The sequence below is a fragment of the Williamsia sp. genome, from assembly GCF_016462415.1.
Taxonomy (GTDB): domain Bacteria; phylum Actinomycetota; class Actinomycetes; order Mycobacteriales; family Mycobacteriaceae; genus Williamsia_A.
On record NZ_JAEMTF010000005.1, the window covers coordinates 17,311 to 41,047 of the forward strand.

The following is a 23,737-nucleotide window of genomic DNA, read 5'->3' on the forward strand; positions in this document are numbered from 1 at the left end:
GCGCTGTCGGCCGACGGGATCGATCTCGACGATGCGCGCTCCGGTGGACGTGCCGCCGGCGCGTTGATCAAGGCGGTGAAGGAGCAGCTCGCCGAGGTGCCGCGCCGGGGCGTCGGACACGGTCTGCTGCGACACCAGCCGGAGGGAGGTGACTCGCCGCTCGCGGCCCACGACGAACCGTCGATCAGCTTCAACTACCTCGGCCGTCTGGCGGGCACCGACGGTGAGGGCGCCTGGATCCCCGACGGCGACGGTGCGTTGCGCGGCAACCGGGGCGACGCGGTCCCGGTGCGTCATGCGCTCGACATCAACGCGATGGTCGTCGACACCCCGTCCGGACCCGAGCTCACCGCGACGATCGACTACCCGGCTGCGGTCCTGCGCGACGACTCGGTCGACGACCTCGCCGACCTGTGGCTCAGTTCGATGGAATCGCTGGCTCTGCACGCGGTCTCGTCCGACGCCGGGGGGCTCACGCCGTCCGACCTGGATCTGGTCGAGATCGACCAGGCCGGCATCGAGGAGCTCGAGCGGCGGTTCACGCCGATCGTCGACGTGTGGCCGCTGGCCCCCCTGCAGACCGGTCTGTTGTTCCACGCCGAACTCGCCGTCGGTTCGGTGGATCTCTACACGGCACAGATGATCCTCGACGTCACCGGCGTCGACGCCGATCGCATGCACCGCAGCGCCCAGGCGCTCGTCGACCGGCACCCGACCCTGCGTGCGGCGTTCGTGACCGACGACGAGGGTTCCTCGGTGCAGGTCGTCACCGCCGGTGTGACGATCGACTGGACCGAACACGACCTGCGTGATCTCGATGGGTCCGAGCGCGACGCCGCTGTGGCCGACCTGATGCATCGCGCCCGCGTGACCCCCTTCGACATGGCGCGGCCACCGCTCCTGCGATTCGCGTTGATGAGGCTGGGGAGCAACACATCCCGGCTGGTCGTGACGAACCATCACATCCTGCTCGACGGATGGTCGATGCCGGTCTTCATGACCGATCTGTTCGCCATCTACGCCGCAGGCGGCTCGACCGAGGGGTTCGCCTCGCCGCCGTCGTACCGCAACTATCTGACCTGGCTGACGTCGAACGACCGATCGGCCTCGCTGCAGGCGTGGACCTCTGCGCTCGAGGGCATCGAGGACTCCACCGTGGTCTTCGCCGAGGCGCACAGCACCGGATCGGTGCCCGGTCACGTCGACGTCACCATCGACGACGCCGTCACCGGACGTCTCGTCGAGCACGTCCGTGAATCCGGCATCACGCTGAACACCGTTCTGCAGTGCGCCTGGGCGATCGTGTTGTCGCGCATGGTCGGCCGTGACGACGTCGTGTTCGGCACGACGGTGTCCGGACGACCGCCCCAGGTGCCCGGCATCGAGACCATGCTGGGGCTGTTCATCAACACGTTGCCGGTCCGGGTGACGATGCGCGACGACGACGACCTGGGTCGACTGCTCAAGCGCGTGGCCCACGAGCAGGCCGAGTTGCTCGACCACCACAGCGTCGGGCTCGCCGACATCACCGCCACCGCGGGCGTGGACACGCTCTTCGACACGATGATGGTCTACGAGTCGTACCCGCTCGATCGGGCCGCGCTGACCGAGGCGGCGACCGTGGACGGGATGACGGTGACCGACGCGGATGTGGCCGACGCGACCCATTACCCGCTGACACTGATCGCGCTGACCGACCCCACCCTGCGGCTGTCGATCAAGTTCCTGCCCGAGATCGTCGACGCGGACATGGCGGCCGCGATCGTCGACGCCTACGCACGCGTGCTCGGGGCGATCGCCGCCGACCTGTCCGCACGGGTGCTCGACATCGACATCCTCACCCCGGCGCAACGCGCACGCCTGATCGGTCAGGACGGGGTCGCCGAGGGCGCCGAACAACCGATCATCGCGACCCTGCCCGATCTGATCGCCGACGCCGTCGCCGCAGGCGGCGATCGCGAGGCGGTGGTGTCCGTGGCAGGTTCGATGACCTACTCCGAACTCGACTCCCGCTCGAATACGTTGGCACGCATACTGCTTGCCCGCGGCGTGGGACCCGAGCAGATCGTGGCGCTCGGAATGGGGCGTTCCATCGACTTCATGATCGGGCTGTGGGCGGTCGCCAAGACCGGCGCCGCCTATCTCCCGGTCGACATGCGCTACCCGATGGACCGGATCGAGCACATGCTCGCCGACTCCGCTGCCGTGGTGGGCCTGTCGACGTCGACGTGGCGTCATGCACGGCCGTCCACCGTCGAGTGGCTCGAACTCGACTCCGACGACACGGCGCGCGAGATGGGGATCGGGGCGCGTGCGCGCATCGACGCCGGTGAGCTCGCCGCACCGATCCGCCCGCAGTCGACCGCCTACATGATCTACACCTCGGGTACCACCGGTACGCCCAAGGGCGTGACCGTGACCCACGGCGGGCTCGCCGGGCTCATGGCCGAGCAGTCCGACCGATTCGTCCTGACGCCCGACTCACGCACGCTGCACTTCGCCTCACCGAGCTTCGACGCGTCGGTCCTCGAGGTCCTGCTCGCCCTGGCCAACGGCTCGACCATGGTGATCGCACCGACCGAGATCTACGGTGGCGAGGAATTGCACGACTTCCTCGCCGACTACGGCGTGACCCATGGGTTCATCACCCCCGCGGCGCTGGCGTCGGTCGATCCGACGGGTCTCGACGCGTTCGAGACCGTCGTCGTCGGCGGCGAGGCGTGCCCGCCGGAACTGGTCGAGCGGTGGGCTCCCGGCCGTCGCATGTTCAACGGCTACGGCCCCACCGAGACAACGTGTTTCGCCGACATCGCCGGTCCGATGAACCCGGGTGAGCCGATCACCATCGGGTCGCCGGTACGTGGATTGACCTCACTGGTCCTCGATCGGCGTCTGCAGCCGGTACCGATCGGCGTCGACGGCGAGCTGTACCTGAGCGGTGTGGCGATGGCCCGCGGTTACCACGCCCGTCCCGGCCTGACCTCCGAACGCTTCGTCGCCGACCCGCACGCGGGCCCGGGGGCGCGCATGTACCGCACCGGCGATGTCGTGCGGTGGGTGCAGGTCGGCGACCACCTCGAGATCAAGTACGTGGGCCGCAGCGACTTCCAGGTCAAGGTACGAGGTTTCCGTATCGAGCTGGGTGAGGTCGACGCCGCCCTGACCGCACACCCCGAGATCGACTTCGCGACCACCGTCGGCGCCACGCTGCCGTCGGGCGCGACCGCGCTGGTGTCGTACGTCCTCGCGCCGGGCCTCTCCGATCCGAAGACCGTCCGCGACTTCCTGGCCACCCGGCTGCCCTCGCACATGGTCCCGCCGGTCATCGAATTCCTCGCCGAGATCCCTCTGACCCGTGCAGGCAAGCTCGATCGGGCGGCACTGCCGCAACCGGACCTCGCGGCGATGGCCGGCGACGGTCGGGCGCCGGAGACCGCCACCGAGGTCATGGTCGCCGAGGTCTTCGCCGACATCCTGGGCATGTCGGAGATCGGTGCCGACGCGTCGTTCTTCGACCTCGGCGGCAACTCGCTGGTCGCGACCAGGGCGGCCGCACGCATCGGCGCACGGAGCGGTCGCCGACTCGCGGTCCGGGAGATCTTCGAGAACCCGACGGTGGAGACGCTGGCCGCCGTGCTGGATTCGTCGGCCGGGACCGCAGACCTGCGACCGGCCGTGGTCGCCGGTCAGGCGGGGGAGCGGCCACCGCTGTCGCTGGCCCAGCAGTCGATGTGGCTGCTCAACCGTCTCGACCCGACCTCGCCCGCCTACAACATCGTGCTGCCGCTGACGCTGCGCGGTGATCTCGACGTCGACGCACTGCGGGCGGCTCTCGACGACGTGGTCTCCCGTCAGCAGTCGCTGCGCACCACGTTCCCCGACACCGCCGCCGGTCCGTACCAGCGCGTGCTGTCCACCGAGGCCGCCGGACTCGGACTCGAGATCGTCGATCTCGGCGGCGCCGACGAATTGCTCCCCGCCGCACTGGAGTTCGCTCAGACCGGCTTCGATGTCACCGTGGGTGTGCCGGCCCGGGCCCGGCTGTTGCGCGCCGGATCCGATCACCTGCTCATCACGGTGATGCACCACATCCTCGCCGACGGTGCGTCGTTGGCGCCGCTGGCGCGTGATCTCGCGGTCGCCTACGTCGCACGTACGTCGGGTCAGGCGCCGGGGTGGGCGCCGCTGCCGGTGCAGTACGTCGATTTCGCGCACTGGCAGCGCGAGTCGCTGGGCACACCCACAGACGCCGAATCGGTGGCCGCACGCCAACTGAACTACTGGCGGACCACCCTCGCCGGTCTCCCCGACGTGATCGAGCTCCCGGTCGACCGCCCTCGCCCTCAGCGTCGTGACACCACGCCCGCGAAGGTGCCGCTGCACCTCGACGTCGACCTGGTGTCGAGTCTGCAGGCGATCGCCGATCGTGCGGGGGCCTCGATGTTCATGGTCGCGCACGCGATCCTGGCAGCACTGCTCGCGCGACTGTCGAACTCTGCCGACATCGCCATCGGTACACCGGTGGCCGGCCGGTCACACCATGAGGTCGACGACCTGGTCGGGATGTTCGTCAACGCGGTGGTCCTGCGGCTCGAGGTCGACCCCGCCGACCGGTTCTCCGATGTGCTGGCCCAGGCGCGGACCCGCGATCTGGACGCCTTCGCCAACAGCGACATCCCGTTCGAGAACGTGGTCGGTGCCCTCGTCGCCCGGCGCGAGCCCTCGCATTCGCCGCTGTACCAGGTCCAGTTGACGTTCGAGAACAACGAGCGCGCGAGCCTGGCACTTCCCGATCTCGACGTCTCGGTCGCTGCCGACGACACGATCCTCGGCGCCAAGTTCGATCTGACGGTGGTGCTCAACGACCGCGTGGACGCCGATGGTCGACGAGAGTTGTCCGGCCACATCAACTTCCCGGTCGACATCTTCGAGGTGTCCACCGTCGAGGCGATCGCCGAACGGTTCGTGGCCATCGCCACCGCGGTCGGGGCCGACCCCGACCGGGTCCTCGGCGACATCGACATCCTGACCGAGGCCGAGCGCGCCGACGACCTCGACGAGCAGGCTCCGCCGGCTCAGATCAACTACACCGCAGGCGATCTGCCCGCGATGCTCGCCGCCGCGGTCGCCGTCGACGCCGGCGGGCTCGTCGTGGACCGCCCCGACGCCCGGGTCACCTTCGCCGAGCTCAACGAGCGGTTCGGACAGCTGTTCGCGCCGATGTCCGAACGCGGTATGGACGCCGAGGCGATCGCGTCGATCGCGTTGACCGGTCTGGCGCCCATGGTGGCCGCGGCGCCGGAGGGGTTCACCGCCGTTCTCGACGACGTCATCGCCCGCACCGCGCGCACGGTCGAGGGCATCGACCTCACCGCGTACACGACCGCGACCACGCCGGGTCCGGACACCTCCGCGTCCACCGACGCCTGGACCGGCACCCCGCTCACCGCGTGGTCGGCACGGGTGCTCGAGGCGCCCGACGCGCTCGCCGCCCGTGGGCCCGAGGGGGAGTTGACCCGCGCCGAACTCGACACGGCGGCCAATCGACTTGCGCGCGAACTGATCTCGCTCGGGGTGGGACCCGACGACGTGGTCGGCGTCCTGACGCCGCGTTCGCTGAACTGGATCATCGCGCTGCTGGCGTCGTGGAAGGCGGGTGCGTCCTACCTGCCGCTCGACCCGCACGCACCGGCCGAACGCGCGCTGTCGGTCCTCGCCGACACCGGCGCCAAGGTCGTCGTCTCGAGCCACAGCGAGACCGCCGACGAGTACCGGCACGGACTGGTGCCGATCGGCGTCGAGCTGATCGAACTCGGCGACACCGCGACCGACGCGCGTCTGGCCGCACGCAGTGACGAACCCCTGCCCGATCGGTGGACCGAACCGTCGGCGATGTCGCGTCTGGCCTACGTGATCACCACCTCGGGGTCCACCGGCAAGCCCAAGCCGACGCTCGTGCCGGCAGCAGGCATCCTCAACATGTACGCCTGGTACCGCTCGGCGATCGTGCTGCGTGAGGGGGCCGGCGTACTGATCGCGCAGTCGCCGCGGTTCGACTCCACGCAGAAGAACATCTGGAACACCCTGGCCTACGGCTGTTTCATCCGCGTCGTGTCCGAGGGCTTCGATCCCGCCGAGGTCATCGACGTGCTCGCCAACGAGGACATCTCGCTGCTGAACCTCGCCCCGAGTGCATACGAGCTGCTCGTCGAGATGGACACCGATCGGGCGCTGACGAACATCGACACCGCCGTCGCGGGTGGCGAGTACTCACTGCCCGCGGTGTACCGGACCATGTTGGGCACGCAGACCCGCCTGCTGTGCACCTACGGACCCACCGAGACCGCGGCGACCTCGTCGGCCATCGCGCTGGACCTCGGTGATCACGAGCCCAACGCCGACGGCGAGGCGCGCGACATCGGTCCGATCCCCATGGGCCAGGCGATCCCGAACGTGCGGCACAAGGTGCTCGACCAACGACTGCGGCCGGTTCCGGTCGGCGTCGTCGGCGAGCTCTACATCGGCGGCGTCGCCCCTGCCCGCGGCTACGGCGGGATGTTCGGTCTGACGTCGACCCGGTTCGTCGCCGACCCCTACGGCGCACCCGGCGAGCGGATGTACCGGTCCGGCGACCTGGTGCGACGACTCCCCGGCGGTGACGCACAGTTCGTGGGGCGCAGCGACTTCCAGGTCAAGGTCCGTGGACTGCGGATCGAGCTCGGGGAGATCGAGTCCGCGCTGACCGACGTCGACGGCGTGCGGCAGGCCGTGGTGACCGCGCACGGCGAGGCTTCGCACAGCCGACTCGCCGCGTTCGTCGGCGGCGACACGTCGGTGTCGCCGGAGACGATCCGCGACGCGTTGCGCTCGCGCCTGCCCGACTACATGGTCCCCGAGGCGATCATGGTGCTCGAGCGGCTGCCGCTCAACAGCAACGGCAAGATCGATCGGAAGGCGTTGCCGGAACCGGAGTTCTCGGTCGTGTCCGACGCCGACTTCGTGGCCCCGCGCTCCCCGCTCGAGGAGATCATCGCCGGCCTGTTCGCCGACGCGGTCGAGGAGGAGGCGGTCAGCGTCACCGTCTCGTTCTTCGAGCAGGGCGGCAACTCGCTCAGTGCGGTCCGTCTCGCGTCGCGGTTGTCCGACACCCTCGGCACCGAGGTCGGACTCCGGGACCTGTTCACCGCGCAGACCGTCGAGGGCGTCGCGGAGCTGGTCGAACAGCGTCGTGCGGGCACCGCAGACGCCGCCGGCCCCTCTCTCGCACGGTTCGTCGTGCCGCAGGGTCCTGCGCCGCAACGCATCCCGCTCTCGCTGGCGCAGCAGCGTCTGTGGTTCATCAACACCTACGACCCGACGTCGGGTGCCTACAACATCCCGATGACGCTGCTGATGACCGGACCGCTCGACATCGACGCGCTCAGCGCTGCCCTGGTCGACCTCGCGGACCGGCAGCGGACGCTGCGCACGATCTACCCGTCCGGACCGCAGGGGCCAGAACAGGTCATCGTCCCGACCATCGACGCGCTGCCCCCGGTGCGGGTCGACTCCATCAGCCGCGACGAGGTGTTGGGGCGCCTGCGCGAGTTCGCCGGACCCGGGTTCGACGTGTCGACCACGGTGCCCGTGCGTACCGCGCTGTGGCGTCTCAACGAGGACACCCCCGAGCAGCCGCCCGAGCACCTGCTGGTGTTCGTCGTGCACCACATCGCGGCCGACGGATTGTCCATGCGTCCGTTGGCGACCGACCTGCTGTCCGCCTACGCCGCGCGCAGACACGGCCGGTCCCCGGAGTGGGAACCGCTGGCCGCGCAGTACACCGATTTCGCGATCTGGCAGAACGACGTGTTCGGCGACGGCGGCGACCCCGACTCCCCGGCCGGAGCCCAGCTCGAGCACTGGCGCACGGTGCTGGCGGGCGCGCCGGAGATCATCGGGTTGCCCACCGACCGTCCCCGCGGGAGCACCCGCAGCGGGGTGGGCGCCACGCATCCGCTGTTCATCGAGCCGGAGCTGCACGCACGCCTCGTCGAGCTGTCCAACCGGTCGGGGCTGTCGCGCTTCATGGTCGTGCACGCGGCCCTCGCGGTGCTGCTGGCCCGACAGAGCGGCGACACCGACATCCTGATCGGGACACCGATCGGCGGCCGCGGCAGCGCCGAGCTCGACGCGCTGGTCGGCATGTTCGTCAACACCCTCGTGCTGCGCACCGAGGTCGACCCGGCGATGACCGTCGACGCGCTGCTCGCGCAGGTCCGCACCCGCGACCTGGACGCGTTCACCCACAGCGACGTCCCGTTCGAGCAGATCGTCGACGCGATCGCACCGACGCGGACCTCGTCGCACACCCCGCTGTTCCAGGTCGTCCTCGGCGTGAACGGTTCCAACCGTTCGTCGTTCGACATCGAGGACCTCACGATCAACCCCGGCGCGATCGACACCGAGTACAGCAAGTTCGACCTCACCTTCGATCTCACCGAGCACTTCGCCGAGGACGGTTCGGCCGCTGGTATCGCGGCGTTCGTCGGTTACGCCACCGACATCTTCGACACCTCCACCGTCGTGACGCTGGGCGACCGACTCGTGCGGGTGCTCGCCGGCATGACCACCGATCCGACGGCCGTCGTCGGGGAGATCGCGCTGCTCGACGAGCGCGAGGCGCAGGTGCTCGTGCCGGTCCACGGGCCGGCCGCACCCGAACCGGCGACCCTGATCGAGATCCTCGATGAGGCGGTCCGCCGCAACCCCGACGGCACCGCTCTGGTGTCGGGCGACCGGACGATGTCCTACGCCGAACTCGACCGGCGGTCCAATCAGCTGGCCCGCGAGCTGATCTCGCGTGGCCTTGGTACCGAGGACGTGGTCGCGCTCGGCATCACCCGCAGCATCGAGTCGGTGCTGGCGGCCTGGGCGGTGACCCGCACCGGTGCGGCCTTCGTCCCGGTCGACCCGACCTACCCCGACGACCGGGTCGCGCACATGCTCACCGACTCGCGCGCCTCGGTGGGCGTCTGCACCGCCGCCGACGCCGCGCGACTGCCCGATCTGGTCCCGTGGATCGACATCGACGACCCGGTCGTGTCCCGGCACGGGGGTGAGCCGATCGATGCGGCAGAGCGCCTGCGCACGGTGCGGGTGGCCAACACCGCGTACATCATCTACACCTCCGGTACCACCGGCAAGCCGAAGGGCGTCGAGGTCACCCACGGCGGTCTTGCCCCGTTCAGTGCCGAGCAACGACACCGCTATCGCACCGGGACCGATTCGCGCACGCTGCATTTCGCGTCACCGAGCTTTGACGCGTCGATCCTGGAGCTGTTGCTGGCGGCGGGTGCCGGCGCGACGATGGTCATCGTCCCCCCGGGTGTCTACGGCGGCGAGGAACTGCACGACCTGCTCGCCGAGAAGCGGGTCACCCACGCCTTCATCACCCCGGCGGCACTCGCATCGGTGGACCCGGGTGGTCTGCCCGAGCTGAGCGATGTCGCGGTCGGCGGCGAGGCCGTACCGGTCGAACTGGTGGCCCGCTGGGCGCCCGGTCGTCGCCTGTACAACGGATACGGGCCGACCGAGACCACCATCATGACCACGATCAGCCCGCCCATGACCGCGGGCGAGCGCATCACGATCGGCGGTCCCATCACCGGGGTCGACGCCCTGGTGCTCGACGCACGCCTGCGGCCCACGCCGCTGGGTGTGCCCGGTGAGCTGTACTTCAGCGGTCCCGGGGTGTCCCGCGGGTACCGCGGGCAGCCCGGCCTCACCGCGAGCCGGTTCGTGGCCAACCCCCACGGTGCGCCCGGCGAGGTCATGTACCGCACCGGCGACGTGGTGCTGTGGACCGAGATCGCCGCCGCCGACGGGACCACCAGCCTCGAGCTGGCGTATCAGGGGCGCTCGGATCACCAGGTGAAGGTCCGTGGCTTCCGCATCGAGCTGGGCGAGATCGACTCGGTGCTCGCGGCGCATCCGGCCGTCGACTACGCGGTCACCCTGGGTGTGCCCGGGCCCGGCGGCGACACCGCGCTGGCGGCATACGTCCAGATCACGCCGGGTGCGACCATCGACGCGCGGGACCTGGCCGACTACGCGGGCGGGTTCCTACCCAAGTACATGGTCCCGGCGGCCATCACGCTGGTCGACCGTCTGCCACTGACGCCGGTGGGCAAACTCGACCGTCGCGCCCTGCCCGAGCCCGAATTCCCCAACAGCTCTACCGAACACCGCCCGCCGCGGACCCCGATGGAGCAGGCGATCGCGGCCGCCTACGCAGAGGTGCTCGGTGTGGACCTGGTGGGGGCCGACGACTCGTTCTTCGACCTCGGCGGCAACTCGCTGGCCGCCACGCGGGCCATCGCGAGGATCAACGAGTCCATCGGCGTGCGCCTCGGTGTCCGGATGCTGTTCGAGACGCCGACGGTGTCGGAGCTGGCGGCGGCGATCGAGGCGTCGCCCGACCTCGACGGCAAGCCCGTCCGACCCCTCACCGCCGGTCCCCGACCGGAGCGGGTCCCGCTGTCGCTCGCGCAGCAGCGGATGTGGTTCTTCAACCGACTCGACCCCACCGCGGCCGACTACAACATCCCGCTCGGGTTGCGTCTGCGCGGGACGCTCGACGAGTCGGCGATGACCGCCGCGCTGATGGATCTCGTCGCCCGCCAGGAGATCCTGCGCACCGTCTACCCGGACTCCGACGACGGGCCGTTCCAGCGGGTCCTGTCGCTCGACGAGTACACGCCGCCGCTCGGCACCGCGGCGGTGTCCTCCGAGGACGAGCTGCACGCGCTGTGTCTGGAGTTGGCGGGTCAGGGATTCGACGTGACCTCGGCGCCGCCGCTGCGCGCCCGGCTGTTGCAGATCGCGCCGGACGACCACGTGCTGTTGCTGGTGATCCACCACATCGCCGCCGACGGTTCGTCGTTGGTCCCGTTGGCCACCGACCTGATGACCGCGTACACCGCGCGGGCCACCGGTGCGTCACCCAGCTTCCGACCGCTGAGCGTGCAGTACGCCGACTTCGCGATCTGGCAGCGCGCGGTCATGGGGTCGCCCGATGACCCGGACTCGTTGGCCGCCGCCCAGATCGACTTCTGGCGCTCCACCCTGGCCGGTGCCCCGGAGCTGCTCGCCATCCCGACCGACCGTCCGCGCACCGACCGTCGGTCGATCGCGGGTGGCGAGGTCCACTTCGAGATCCCGGCCGACCTGCAGGAGAACCTGCACGCCATCGCCCGCGCGGGCGAGACCACGATGTTCATGGTCATCCACGCGGCCTACGCCGCGTTGCTGTCGCGACTGAGCGGTTCCACCGACGTCTCGGTGGGCACCCCGACCGCGGGGCGCAGCGCCTCGGCGGTCGACGGGCTGGTCGGCATGTTCGTCAACACCCTGGTCCTGCGGACCGTCGTGCCCTCCTCGCAACGGTTCGTCGAGGCGTTGGCCATCACCCGCGACGCCGATCTCGCGGCGTTCAACAACGCAGATCTCCCGCTCGAGCAGGTGGTCGAGGCGGTCGCGCCGCGTCGCTCACGCAAGTACGCGCCGCTCGTCCAGGCCAACCTCACGATGCAGAACATCGAGATCCCGACCGTCGAGTTGCCCGGCGTGTCGGTCAGTGGGCTCGAGTGGCCCATCCGGTTCGCCAAATCCGATGTCGGCCTGACCATCTCGGAGACCTTCGGTGCCGACGGCCGAGGCCGCGGGATCGATGCCGTGTTCGACTTCGCCGTCGACATCTTCGACGAGGCGACGATCTCGGCGATGGCCGAACGATTCCTCGCCATCCTCACCGCGGTCGCCCGCGACCCGCAGGTGACCATCGGCGACATCGACATCCTCACCGAGGACGAGCGCTCGCAGCTCGCCGCGGCCGACGACTCCACCGAGACGACCCGATTCGGCTCGGCGCTGTCGGGTGTCGAGGGAGCGTCGCTCACCGAGTTGCTGGCCACCGCGGCCCGGATCAACCCCGACGGCATCGCGCTGTCGCACGCCGGCACCGACGTCACCTACGCTGCGCTGCAGGCGAAGTCCAGCGAGCTGGTCACCACACTGGCCGCGGTCGGAGTCGGTCCGGAGGCCGCGATCACCGTCGCGCTGTCGACGCTGCTGCCCGGGTTGCTCGACGGGGCGTCCGGGGGTGCGTTCACCGAGCGGTTCTCCGGGATGTTGGCGGCGGTCATCGCCGAGTCCGGCGGCGCCCCCGCCGCGGACAGCCTCACCCTGGCCGACCTGTTCGACGAGCAGGCGCGGCGTACCCCGGACGCGACGGCACTGGTCTTCGATTCCGCGCAGCTGACCTACGGGGAGTTCGCGGGCCGGGTGTACGCACTGGCCCGCCACCTCATCGCGAACGGTGTCGGTCCCGATGTCCATGTGGCCCTGGCCATGCGACGCTCGTTCGACCTGCTCGTCGGTATGTACGCGGTCATCGAGGCCGGTGGCGCGTACGTGCCGATCGACCTCGACAACCCGGCCGACCGCGTCGCCTACGTGCTCGACAGCGCGGCACCGGCGATGATCCTGTCGACGACCCGTGACGACGTACACCTGCCGACCGGGGCCGACGGCACCGAGCGCGTGGTCACTCTCATCGACCAGGTCGACACGAGCGCGTACTCCACCGCACCGCTGGAGGCGGGTGACCGCATCGCGCCCGTTCACGGTGACAACACCGCCTACGTCATCTACACCTCCGGTTCGACCGGTCGACCCAAGGGTGTGGCGATCGCGCACCGCGCCATCGTCAACCGGCTGCAGTGGATGCAGTCGGAGTACCCGCTCGACGGCTCCGATGTCGTCATGCAGAAGACGCCCGCGTCGTTCGACGTCTCGGTGTGGGAGTTCTTCTGGCCCCTGCAGGTCGGCGCGCAGTTGGTCATCGCGATCCCCGACGGGCATCGCGATCCCGAGTACCTCGCGCGGCTGATCGCCGAGACCGGCGTCACCACACTGCATTTCGTACCGTCGATGCTGTCGGTGTTCGTCTCGACGGTCGACGGTTCGGCATTGGGTTCGTTGCGGCGTGTCTTCGCCAGCGGTGAGGCGCTGCCGCCCAGTGTCGCGGCTCGGCTCACCGCACTGACCGAGGTCCAACTGCACAACCTCTACGGGCCGACCGAGGCCGCGGTCGACGTCACCTACCACCGCTACGTGCCCGCCGACGTCGACCAGGTGCCGATCGGACGGCCGGTGGCGAACACCGGTGTCCAGGTCCTCGACGAACGGCTGCGGCCGGTGCCGCCGACCGTGGTCGGCGAGCTGTACCTCACCGGTGTGCAGTTGGCCCGCGGATACGTCGGGCGGCCGGACCTCTCGGCGGATCGGTTCGTCGCCGACACGTCGTCGTCGTCGGGGGAGCGGATGTACCGCACCGGTGACCTCGTCCGCCGTCGATCCGACGGAGAACTCGAGTACATCGGACGATCGGACTTCCAGGTCAAGCTGCGTGGTCTGCGCATCGAGCTGCCCGAGATCGAGGCGGTGCTGGGCGACATCGAGGGGATCTCCGACGCGATCGCGGTGGTCACCGAGGTCGCCGACGAGCAACATCTCGTCGCCTACGTGGTGCCGGTGGCCGGAACCCGGCCCGACACCGAGGCGCTGGCACGGACCCTGGGGCAGCGGCTACCCGCGTACATGGTCCCCGACGCGTTCGTCGTCCTCGCCACACTGCCACTGACCAGCAACGGCAAGCTCGACCGACGCGGTCTGCCCGCACCGGACCTGGTGCAGAGCGCCGCCGAGTTCGTCGAACCCGCCACCGACGCCGAGCGTGCCGTCGCCGCGGTCTTCGCCGAGATCACGCGTCTCGATCGGGTCGGTGCGACCGACTCGTTCTTCGACATCGGCGGCACGTCACTCGGCGCGACCCGGGTGGCGGCGCGGGTCCAGGCCGCCCTCGGTGTCGACGTCAGCGTGCGCGACGTGTTCGACCGGCCCACCGTCGCCGAGCTCGCGCAGCTCGCCGGGACCCGGCAGGGCAGCGATCGTCCGGCACTCGTCGCGGTCGAGCGGCCCGAGAACATCCCGCTGTCGTTGGCCCAGTCCCGGATGTGGTTCATCAACCAGTTCGACACCTCGTCGCCTGCCTACAACCTGCCGCTGCCGGTCCGTCTCGTGGGTGACCTCGACACCGAGGCACTGCGGGCGGCGATCACCGACCTGGCTGTGCGGCACGAGTCGCTGCGCACGACCTTCCCCGATTCCCCGGACGGCCCGTTGCAGGTGATCCTGCCCGTCGACGGTGCCGTGACGCAGATCTACCGCGAGTACAGCCTGGCCGGCGGCGACGTCGTCGACGAGATCCGTCGACTCGCCGTGCGCGGGTTCGACGTCACCACCGGTCTGCCGCTGCGCATCGACCTCATCCGGATCAGCGACACCGACCACGTGCTGATGCTCGTGGCCCACCACATCGCCGTCGACGGCGCGTCGTTGGCCCCGATGTTCCGTGACCTGATGATCGCCTACCACGCCCGGCAGCAGGGCTCGGAGCCCGGATTCACCCCGCTGCGGGTGCAGTACGCCGACTTCTCCATCTGGCAGCGCCGACTGCTCGGCGAGGAGAGCGACCCGGAGTCGTTGGCGGCCAGGCAGATCGAGTTCTGGCGGCATTCGCTCGCGGGACTGCCGGAGTCGGTCGACCTACCGACCGACCACCCGCGTCCGGCAGTGCAGTCGCTGCGCGGCGGCCGCTTCGACTTCACCGTCGACGACGCCACGATGCGTGGCCTCGACGCCGTCGCCCGGGCGCATGACGTCAGCATGTTCATGGTCGTGCACGCCGCGCTCGCGGTTCTGATCGAACGACTCAGCGGCTCCGGCGATGTCGCGATCGGGACACCGATCGCAGGGCGTGGTGAGGAAGCACTCGACGACCTGATCGGCATGTTCGTCAACACCGTGGTGCTGCGTACCGAGGTCGAACCGAACGCGCGGTTCGTCGACCTGCTGGGCACGGTGCGCACGACCGACATCGACGCGATGGCCAACGCCGACATCCCGTTCGAGCGCCTGGTCGAGGTGCTCGACGTGGCCCGCTCGACCGCGCACCACCCGTTGTTCCAGGTGGCACTGTCGTTCGACAACAACGAGTCGCCCGAGCTCGTCCTGCCCGGCTTGACCGTGACCGCCGAGCGTCCCGACTTCGCCGTCGCCAAGTTCGACCTGCAGCTGTCCATCGGTGAGAACCGTGACCCGGGTTCGGATCTCGTCGCCTCGTTCACCTATGCCTCGGACCTGTTCGGCGAGGGGTCGATCGCCACCCTGGCCGATCGGTTCGTCCGGATCCTCGACGCGGTGGCGACCGATGCGTCCGTGCGCCTGAGCGACATCGACGTGCTGGGCGGACGCGAGCGCGCCGATCTCGCATCCGTGCGCGGCGGCGCGGGTATCGCGCCGGTCGCCCTGCCCGACCTCCTCACCGCCGGGGTCCGCCTCAACCCGGACGGCGACGCTCTGTCGTACCGCGACACGGTGCTGACCTACACCGAACTCGACCGCATCACCAACGCTGTCGCGCGGCGCCTGATCGCCGCCGGTGCGGGCCCGGAAACCGTTGTCGCACTGGGAGCGCGGCGGTCAGCGGAGTCGGTCATCGGTACCTGGGCGATCGCCAAGACCGGCGCCGCCTACCTCCCGATCAACCCCGAGTACCCCCGCGAGCGCATCACCGAGATGCTCACCGACTCGGGCGCCGTCCTCGGCGTCTATGCCGCCGGTGACGCCGACGACCTCCCCGACGCCGTCGAGTGGCTCGACCTCACCGGAACGGCGGTTCTCGACGGTGACGGCTCGGATGCGCCCATCACCGACGCCGATCGGCTGCGCCCGCTGCACATCGACGGTCTCGCCTACCTGATCTACACCTCCGGGTCCACCGGAAAACCCAAGGCCGTCACGGTCACCCACCGCGGTCTGGCCACGCTGGCGCTCGACCTGCGGGAGCACTACGACGTGTCGGCGGACTCGCGCTTCCTGCACGTGGCGTCGCCCAGTTTCGACACCTCCGTCGGCGAACTGCTGGCCTGCTTCACCTCGGGTGCGACGATGGTCGTCGCGCCGCAGGACGTCTTCGGTGGCGAGGAGCTCGCCGAGCTCATCGCCGCCGAGCGGGTGACGAACGTCGTCATGACACCGACCGCGTTGATGACGGTCGATCCCGACGGACTCGACACCGTCGTGTCCGTGGTCGTCGGCGGCGACATCTGTCCGCCCGAGCTCGCCGCGCGGTGGTCGGGTCGACTGCGCAACGCCTATGGCCCCACCGAGGCGACCGTCATCGTCACCATCACGCCCGCGCTTGACTCCGGTGACCGCATCAGCATCGGCTCGCCGCTGCGGGGTGTCACCACCAGGATCCTCGACGCCCGGCTGCGCCTGGTGCCCCGCGGAGTCGCCGGTGAGCTGTACCTGGCCGGCCCCGGACTCGCCCGCGGATATCACGCCCGACCGGGCGTCACCGCCGAGCGGTTCGTCGCCGACCCGTTCGGCCCGCCCGGTGCGCGGATGTACCGGACCGGTGACCTCGCGCGTTACTCCATCGACCCACGCGTGCCCGCCGATTCGTTGGAGTACCTGGGCCGCAGCGACTTCCAGGTGAAGGTGCGCGGTTTCCGGGTGGAACTCGGCGAGATCGACCGTGCGCTCGCCGCGCGCACCGAGGTCGATTTCGCTGTCACGCTCGGCGTGGCAGGCCCCGGGGGTGACACCGCGCTGGTCTCCTACGTGCTCGCCGCACCGGGTCGCGAGATCGACACGGCCGCGTTGGCCTCCGCCCTCGGCGAGCAGCTCCCGGGGCACATGGTCCCGTCGGTGATCACCGTGCTCGACGACATCCCGCTGACCCCGATCGGCAAGCTCGATCGAAAGGCGCTGCCCGAGCCCGTGTTCGCGGTTGTCGACCGCGAGTTCCGAGCCCCGCGTTCGTCGTTGGAGACGATGATCGCCGAGGTCTTCGCCGATGTGATCGGTGTCGACCAGGTCGGGATCGACGACAGCTTCTTCGACCTCGGCGGCAACTCCCTCAACGCCACGAGGGTCGTCGGACGGATCGGCACCCGCCTGGAACGCAAGATCGGCGTCCGGGAACTGTTCGCCGCACCCACCGTGGCCGAACTGGCCGAACGGCTCTCCGTCACGGGCGCCACGAGCAAGCCCCGGCCTCCGCTGGTCGCCCGCACCCGCCCGGACCGGATCCCGCTGTCGCTGGCACAGACCCGGATGTGGTTCCTCAACCGGTTCGACCCGGACTCGCCCGCCTACAACATCCCGGCCGCGGTCACCCTGACCGGCGATCTCGACCCGTCCGCACTTCGTCTTGCGGTCGCCGACGTCGTCGAGCGGCACGAGTCGTTGCGGACGGTCTATCCCGACTCCCCGCACGGTCCGATCCAGGTCATCCTTCCCGCCGAACAGGCGACCCCGGAGATCGAGATCGTCGATGCGACGCCGCAGACCGCCCCGGAGCTGCTGCGGGAGTTCGTCGTGGCCGGCTTCGACGTGACCGCGGCGGTGCCGCTGCGCATCCGTCTGATGCGACTCGGCCCCGACCACCATCTGCTGGCGATGGTCGTCCACCACGTGGTGGCCGACGGCCAGTCCATGGCGCCGTTCGTCGGTGACCTGGCCATCGCCTACGCGGCCCGCGCCGCCGGTGAGACGACCCCGGCGTTCCGTCCGCTGCCTGTGCAGTACGCCGACTTCGCCATCTGGCAGCGCGAGCTGTTGGGTGACGAGAACGACCCGACCAGCATGCTCGCCGAGCAGATCGACTTCTGGCGTACCGCGTTGGCCGACATCCCCGATCAGCTCGAGCTGCCCGCCGATCACCCACGCCCGCCGGTGCAGTCCCTGCGCGGCAGCCAGTTCGCGTTCACCATCGACGCCGATCGGCATCGCGGTCTGGCCGATCTCGCCTCCGCGCGCGGGGCCAGCGCGTTCATGGCCTTCCACGCCGCCTTCGCGCTGCTCCTGGCCCGCCTGAGCGGATCCGACGACATCGTGGTCGGCGCACCGGTAGCCGGGCGCAGTGAGGCCGAGCTCGACGGCCTCGTCGGCATGTTCGTCAACACCCTCGCGCTGCGCACCACGATCGACGACGCCGACGACTTCACCGGGCTGCTCGACCGCGTCCGTGACGCCGACGCCGACGCGTTGTCCCACGCCGACGTGCCGTTCGAGCGCCTCGTCGAGGTGCTCAACCCGTCGCGGTCGACGGCACGGCACCCGATCTTCCAGGTGGGACTGTCCTTCCAGAACATCGACCGTGCCGGACTCGAGCTGGCCGGCCTGCGCATCGATCCGGTCGAGCTGCCCGAGGGTGTCGCCCAGTTCGACCTGCACCTCATCCTCGCCGACCACCACGACGAGACGGGCGCGCCGTCGGGCGTCGACGCGGTGTTCACCTACGCCGACGACCTCTTCGACGCGAGCACCGCGCGCACGTTCTCCGAGAACCTGCTCGCCCTGATCGACGCGGTCATCGCGCAGCCCGCCGTGCCGGTGGGAGACCTGTCGATCCTGCGACCGGAGCAGCTCTCGGAGCTGATCGTCGGACGCAACAACACCTCGGTGGTGTTGACGCCGGGAACGCTCGCCGGTCTGCTGTCGTCGTCCTTCGAGAGTCGGATGGACGCAACGGCTCTGATCGCAGGTACCGAGACCGTCAGCTACGCCGACCTCGCCGGTCGGGTCAACCGACTCGCGAGGGTGCTGATCGAGCGTGGCGTCGGCCCGGAGGTCGTCGTCGGTCTCGCGATGGCACGGTCGGCCGACCTCGTCGTGGCCATGTACGCCGTCGCCGTCGCCGGCGGTGCCTACCTGCCGATCGACCCCGACCACCCGGCCGACCGCACCGCGTACATCATCGACAGTGCCCGTCCGGCAGTGGTTCTCACGTCGGGTGGCACGCCGCAGACGGTGCCGGACGACGTCGCCGTCATCGACCTGCGCACGGTCGAGCTGTCCGATCGCGACGGTGGACCGGTCGGCGACGCCGAGCGACTCGCCCCGCTGCGCGCCGACCACACCGCCTACGTGATCTACACGTCCGGCTCGACCGGACGGCCGAAGGGCGTCGCGGTCCCGAACTCAGCGATCGTCAACCAGCTCAACTGGATCCAGGTCGAATACCGCCTCGGCAGCGAGGACTCGGTGCTGCTGCGCACGCAGGCGACGTTCGACCTGTCGGTGTGGGAGTTCTGGTGGGCGACGACCGCCGGTGCCCGACTCGTCATCGCCGACGCCGACGGCCACCGCGATCCGCAGTACCTCGCCGGTCTGATCGAGTCGGCGGGCGTGACCACGATGACCTTCGTGCCGTCTCTGCTGGCCGCCTTCCTCGCCGACGCCCGGCCCGAACAGCTGTCGACGCTGCGGCAGGTGCTGTGCATCGGTGAGGCGCTGACGCCCGATGTCGTGCAGCGCTTCCGCACCGTGACCGCGGTGTCGCGTCCCGGCGTGGGTACGGCGATGCACAACCTGTACGGGCCCACCGAGGCCGCGGTCAGCGTCACCCACCAGCCGGTGCCTGCGCAGATCGGTTCGGTCGTGCCGATCGGCCGCCCGGAGTGGAACAGTCAGGTCTTCGTCCTCGACACCCGTCTGCACCCGGTGCCCGACGGTGTGACCGGTGAGCTGTACCTGGCCGGCGCGCAGCTCGCCCGCGGATACCTCGGACGTCATGACCTGACGTCGGAACGCTTCGTGGCCAATCCGTTCGGCGCGCCGGGAACGCGCATGTATCGAACCGGCGATCTCGCTCGGTGGACCCGACTCGGGTCCGACATCCCGGCGCTGGCGTACATGGGCCGCAGCGACTTCCAGGTCAAGGTGCGCGGCTTCCGGATCGAGCTCGAGGAGATCGAGCGCGTGCTCGCCACGTCGGAGCAGGTCGACGCCGCCGTCGTCTCGGTCCACCGTGACGACCGCGCCGGCGAACAGCTCGTGGCCTACCTCGTGCCCGCGGCCGGGGTCGACATCGACCAACGCGCCGTTCTCGACACCGCCGCCGAGGAGCTGCCGGGCTACATGGTGCCCGCACAGGTCATGGTGATCGACGCACTGCCGTTGAGCATCAACGGCAAGCTGGATCGAAAGGCGCTGCCCGAGCCGGTGTTCGGCGGCACCGACGGCTACCAGGCCCCGCGCAGCCCGATCGAGGAGATCGTCGCCGCGGTCTTCGCCGACATGGTCGGTGCCGTACGGGTCGGGGTGCACGACAGCTTCTTCCTGCTCGGCGGGAACTCGCTGAGCGCCACCCGGGTCATCGCCCGGATCAACGCCGCACTCGACACCGACCTGGCCGTGCGCGACCTGTTCAGCGCGCCGACGGTCGCCGGGCTGGCCGCGATCGCCGAACGCTCCGATCCCCGACGGGCCCGACCGCCGCTCGTGGCCGGGAGCCGTCCGCCGCGACTGCCGCTGTCGCCCGCGCAGACCCGGATGTGGTTCATCAACCAGTTCGACACCACCTCGCCCGCCTACAACATCCCCGCGGTCATCCGCCTGTCCGGGGACCTCGACGTCGACGCGCTCACCGCCGCCGTCGCCGACGTGGTCGATCGCCACGAGGTCCTACGCACCCACTACCCCGACGACGAGTCACACGGTCAGCGGGGACCGCATCAGGTCATCGTCGCCGCCGACGACCCGCTGGCGTCGGGGACCGCGCTGGATCATCGGCGTGTCGCCGACACCGACGAGCTGCACCGCGTCCTGGCCGAACTCGTGCTCGGCGGCTTCGACGTCGCCGCGCGGGTACCGGTCCGTATCGCCCTGGTGGAGCAGGCGCCGACCGAACACGTGCTGGTCGTGGTGGTCCACCACATCAGTGGCGACGGATCGTCGATCGCGCCCCTGGCCCGCGACGTCATGGTGGCCTACACCGCGCGCACGGCGGGGGAGGAGCCGTCATGGACGCCGCTGCCGATCCAGTACGCCGATTACGCGCTGTGGCAGCGAGAGGTGCTGGGTGAGGAGTCCGACCCGGACTCGCTGGCCGGAGAGCAACTGGCCTATTGGACGAGCACACTCGCCGACCTGCCCGAGGTCATCGACCTGCCGCTGGACCGCCCGCGTCCGCCGGTGCAGTCGATGGCAGGCGCGAGCCACGAGTTCGCCGTCGACGCCGAGTTGCGTGCCGCCCTGCAGCGGGTCGCCAACGCCCACGGCGCGACCATGTTCATGGTGTTCCACGCGGCCCTCGCGGTGCTGCTCGCACGGTCGAGCACCACCGACGACATCGCGATCGGCACGGCCATCGCCGGACGCGGTGCCGCCGAGATCGACGATATCATCGGCATGTTCGTCAACACCCTGGTGCTGCGGACCCGCGTCGACCTCGACGGGTCGTTCAGTGACCTGCTCGCGCAGGCGCGGGACACCGACATCGCCGCCTTCACCCACACCGAGATCCCGTTCGAGCGGCTGGTGGAACATCTCGCCCCCGAACGCTCGACGTCCTACTCGCCGCTGTTCCAGGTCGTGCTGGCGTTCCAGAACACCGAGGCCGCCGAGCTCGAACTGCCCGGCCTGCGGGTGTCGGGACTCGAATCATCCACGGCGACCACGAAATTCGATCTGCAGCTGACGCTGGTGGATTCGGCTGACGGCGACGCGATGACCGCCATGTTCACCTACGCCACCGCGCTGTTCGACGCCTCCACCGTCGCCGCCTTCGCCGGTCGACTGACGTCGATCATGCGGGCGATCGCTGCTGACCCGGAGGTCGTGGTCGGCGACATCGATCTGCTGAGCGCGGACGAACGCGCCGAGTTGGCCCCCGTGCGGGGTGCCGATGCGGCCACACCGCGCACGTTCGCGGAGATCTTCGGCGACGCCGTCGCGAGCAATCCGACGGGTACCGCGGTGATCTGCGGCGACATCGAGCTGACCTACGCCGAACTCGACACCCGGGCCGACGCCGTCGCAGAAGCGCTGCGCGCCAACGGTGCCCGGGTGGGCGCGCCGGTCGCGCTGGCCATCGGGCGATCGGTGGAATCGGTCGTCGCATTCTGGGGCATCGTCAAGTCCGGCGCCGCGGTGCTGCCCATCGACCCGAACTACCCGGCCGACCGCATCGCCCACATGGTCGCCGACTCGCAGGTGTCGACCGGACTCGCGCTCGGGGTGACCGTCGCGCAGCTGCCCGGCGGTGTGCGGTGGCTCGCGATCGACGACCCGCAGCAGGTGCCGTCGGCTCCGACCGCGGCTCTCCCGACCGTCGCGCCCGACCTCGACGACCTCGCGTACGTCATCTTCACCTCCGGTTCGACCGGGAAACCCAAGGGTGTCGCCGTGCCGCACCGTGGTCTGTCCGGGGTGGCCGCCGAGGCCGTCGAACTGTTCGCTCTGACGCCCCGGTCGCGCGTATTGCACTTCGCCTCACCCAGTTTCGACGCGTCGGTCTTCGAGATGATCATCGCCGTGGCGGCCGCCTCGACACAGATCGTCGCCCCCACGTCGGTGTTCGGAGGCGAGGAGCTGGCCCGACTGCTGGCGGTCCAGCGTGTGAGCGTCGCCTTCGTGACGCCGGCCGCACTGATGACGGTGCCGGAGGCCGGTCTCGACGACCTCGTCGTGATCTGTGTGGGCGGCGACGCCTGCCCGCCCGAACTGGTCCGCCGCTGGGTCGCGGGCCGGTCGATGTTCAACCTCTACGGCCCGTCGGAGTCGACGATCTGGGCCACCTCGTCGGCCCCGATGGATCCTGATCGGCCGGTCACCATCGGTGCCCCGATCGTCGGGGTGCGCGCTCTGGTCGCCGACGCCCGCCTACGCCCGGTACCGCCGGGTGTCGCCGGTGAGCTGTACCTGTCCGGTCCGGCCATCGGCCGCGGATACCTCAACCGCAGCGCGCTCACCGCGACCCGGTTCGTCGCCGATCCGTTCGGTGAACCCGGCGCACGCATGTACCGCACGGGTGACCTCGTGCGCTGGACCCGCGACCCGGCCGGCCGGTGGCAGCTCGAGTTCGGTGGTCGCACCGACTTCCAGGTCAAGGTCCGCGGCTTCCGCATCGAGCTCGGGGAGATCGACGCGGCCCTGTCCGACCACCCGGAGGTGGACTTCGCGCTCACCATGGGTGTCCCGCACCCGGTCACCGGGCAGACCATCCTCGCGTCCTACGTCCTGGCCCGGCCGGGCCGCACCATCCGGGTCAGCGACCTGACCGGACACCTCGGCTCCCTGCTCCCCGGCCACATGGTGCCGTCGTCGATCAGCGTGCTCGACAGCGTCCCGCTGACCCCGGCGGGCAAGGTGGATCGCCGAGCGCTGCCCGCGCCGACCTTCGGCTCCGACGCCGACGGCTACCGCGCGCCTGCATCGCCGATGGAGCAGATCCTCGCCACCTTGTTCGCCGAGACCCTCGGCGCCGACCGTGTCGGTGTCGACGACTCCTTCTTCGCGCTCGGCGGCGACAGCATCGTGTCCATCCAGCTCGTCTCCCGGGCCCGCGCCGCCGGCGTCGTGTTCACCCCGCGCGACGTGTTCGACCGTCGGACGGTGGCCGAACTCGCCGAGGTGGCGCGTCTGGAGGCCGACGCCGAGATCGCCGTGCTCGACGAACTGCCCGGTGGAGGAGTCGGTACGGTCCCGTTGACGCCGATCATGAGGTGGCTCGTCGACACACGCGGGCAGTACCGCACGTTCTCGCAGGCCAACTTCCTCACGCTGCCCGCCGACCCCGGACACGACCGGTTGCTCGCCGCGGTGGCCACGCTGACGGACACCC

The 23,737-nt window shown here is 70.1% G+C and carries 1 protein-coding gene (cut by a window edge); it reads left to right on the forward strand.

Annotated elements, in window-relative coordinates; translation table 11 throughout:
* Window positions 1–18: 18 nt before the first annotated feature.
* Window positions 19–23,737, forward strand: the 5' portion of a protein-coding gene (locus JHC79_RS02295; RefSeq protein ID WP_296388270.1) for a non-ribosomal peptide synthase/polyketide synthase. It continues 5,999 nt past the right edge of the window; the window shows 23,719 of its 29,718 coding nt (coding positions 1–23,719); it begins with the start codon at window positions 19–21; its stop codon lies beyond the right edge, outside the window.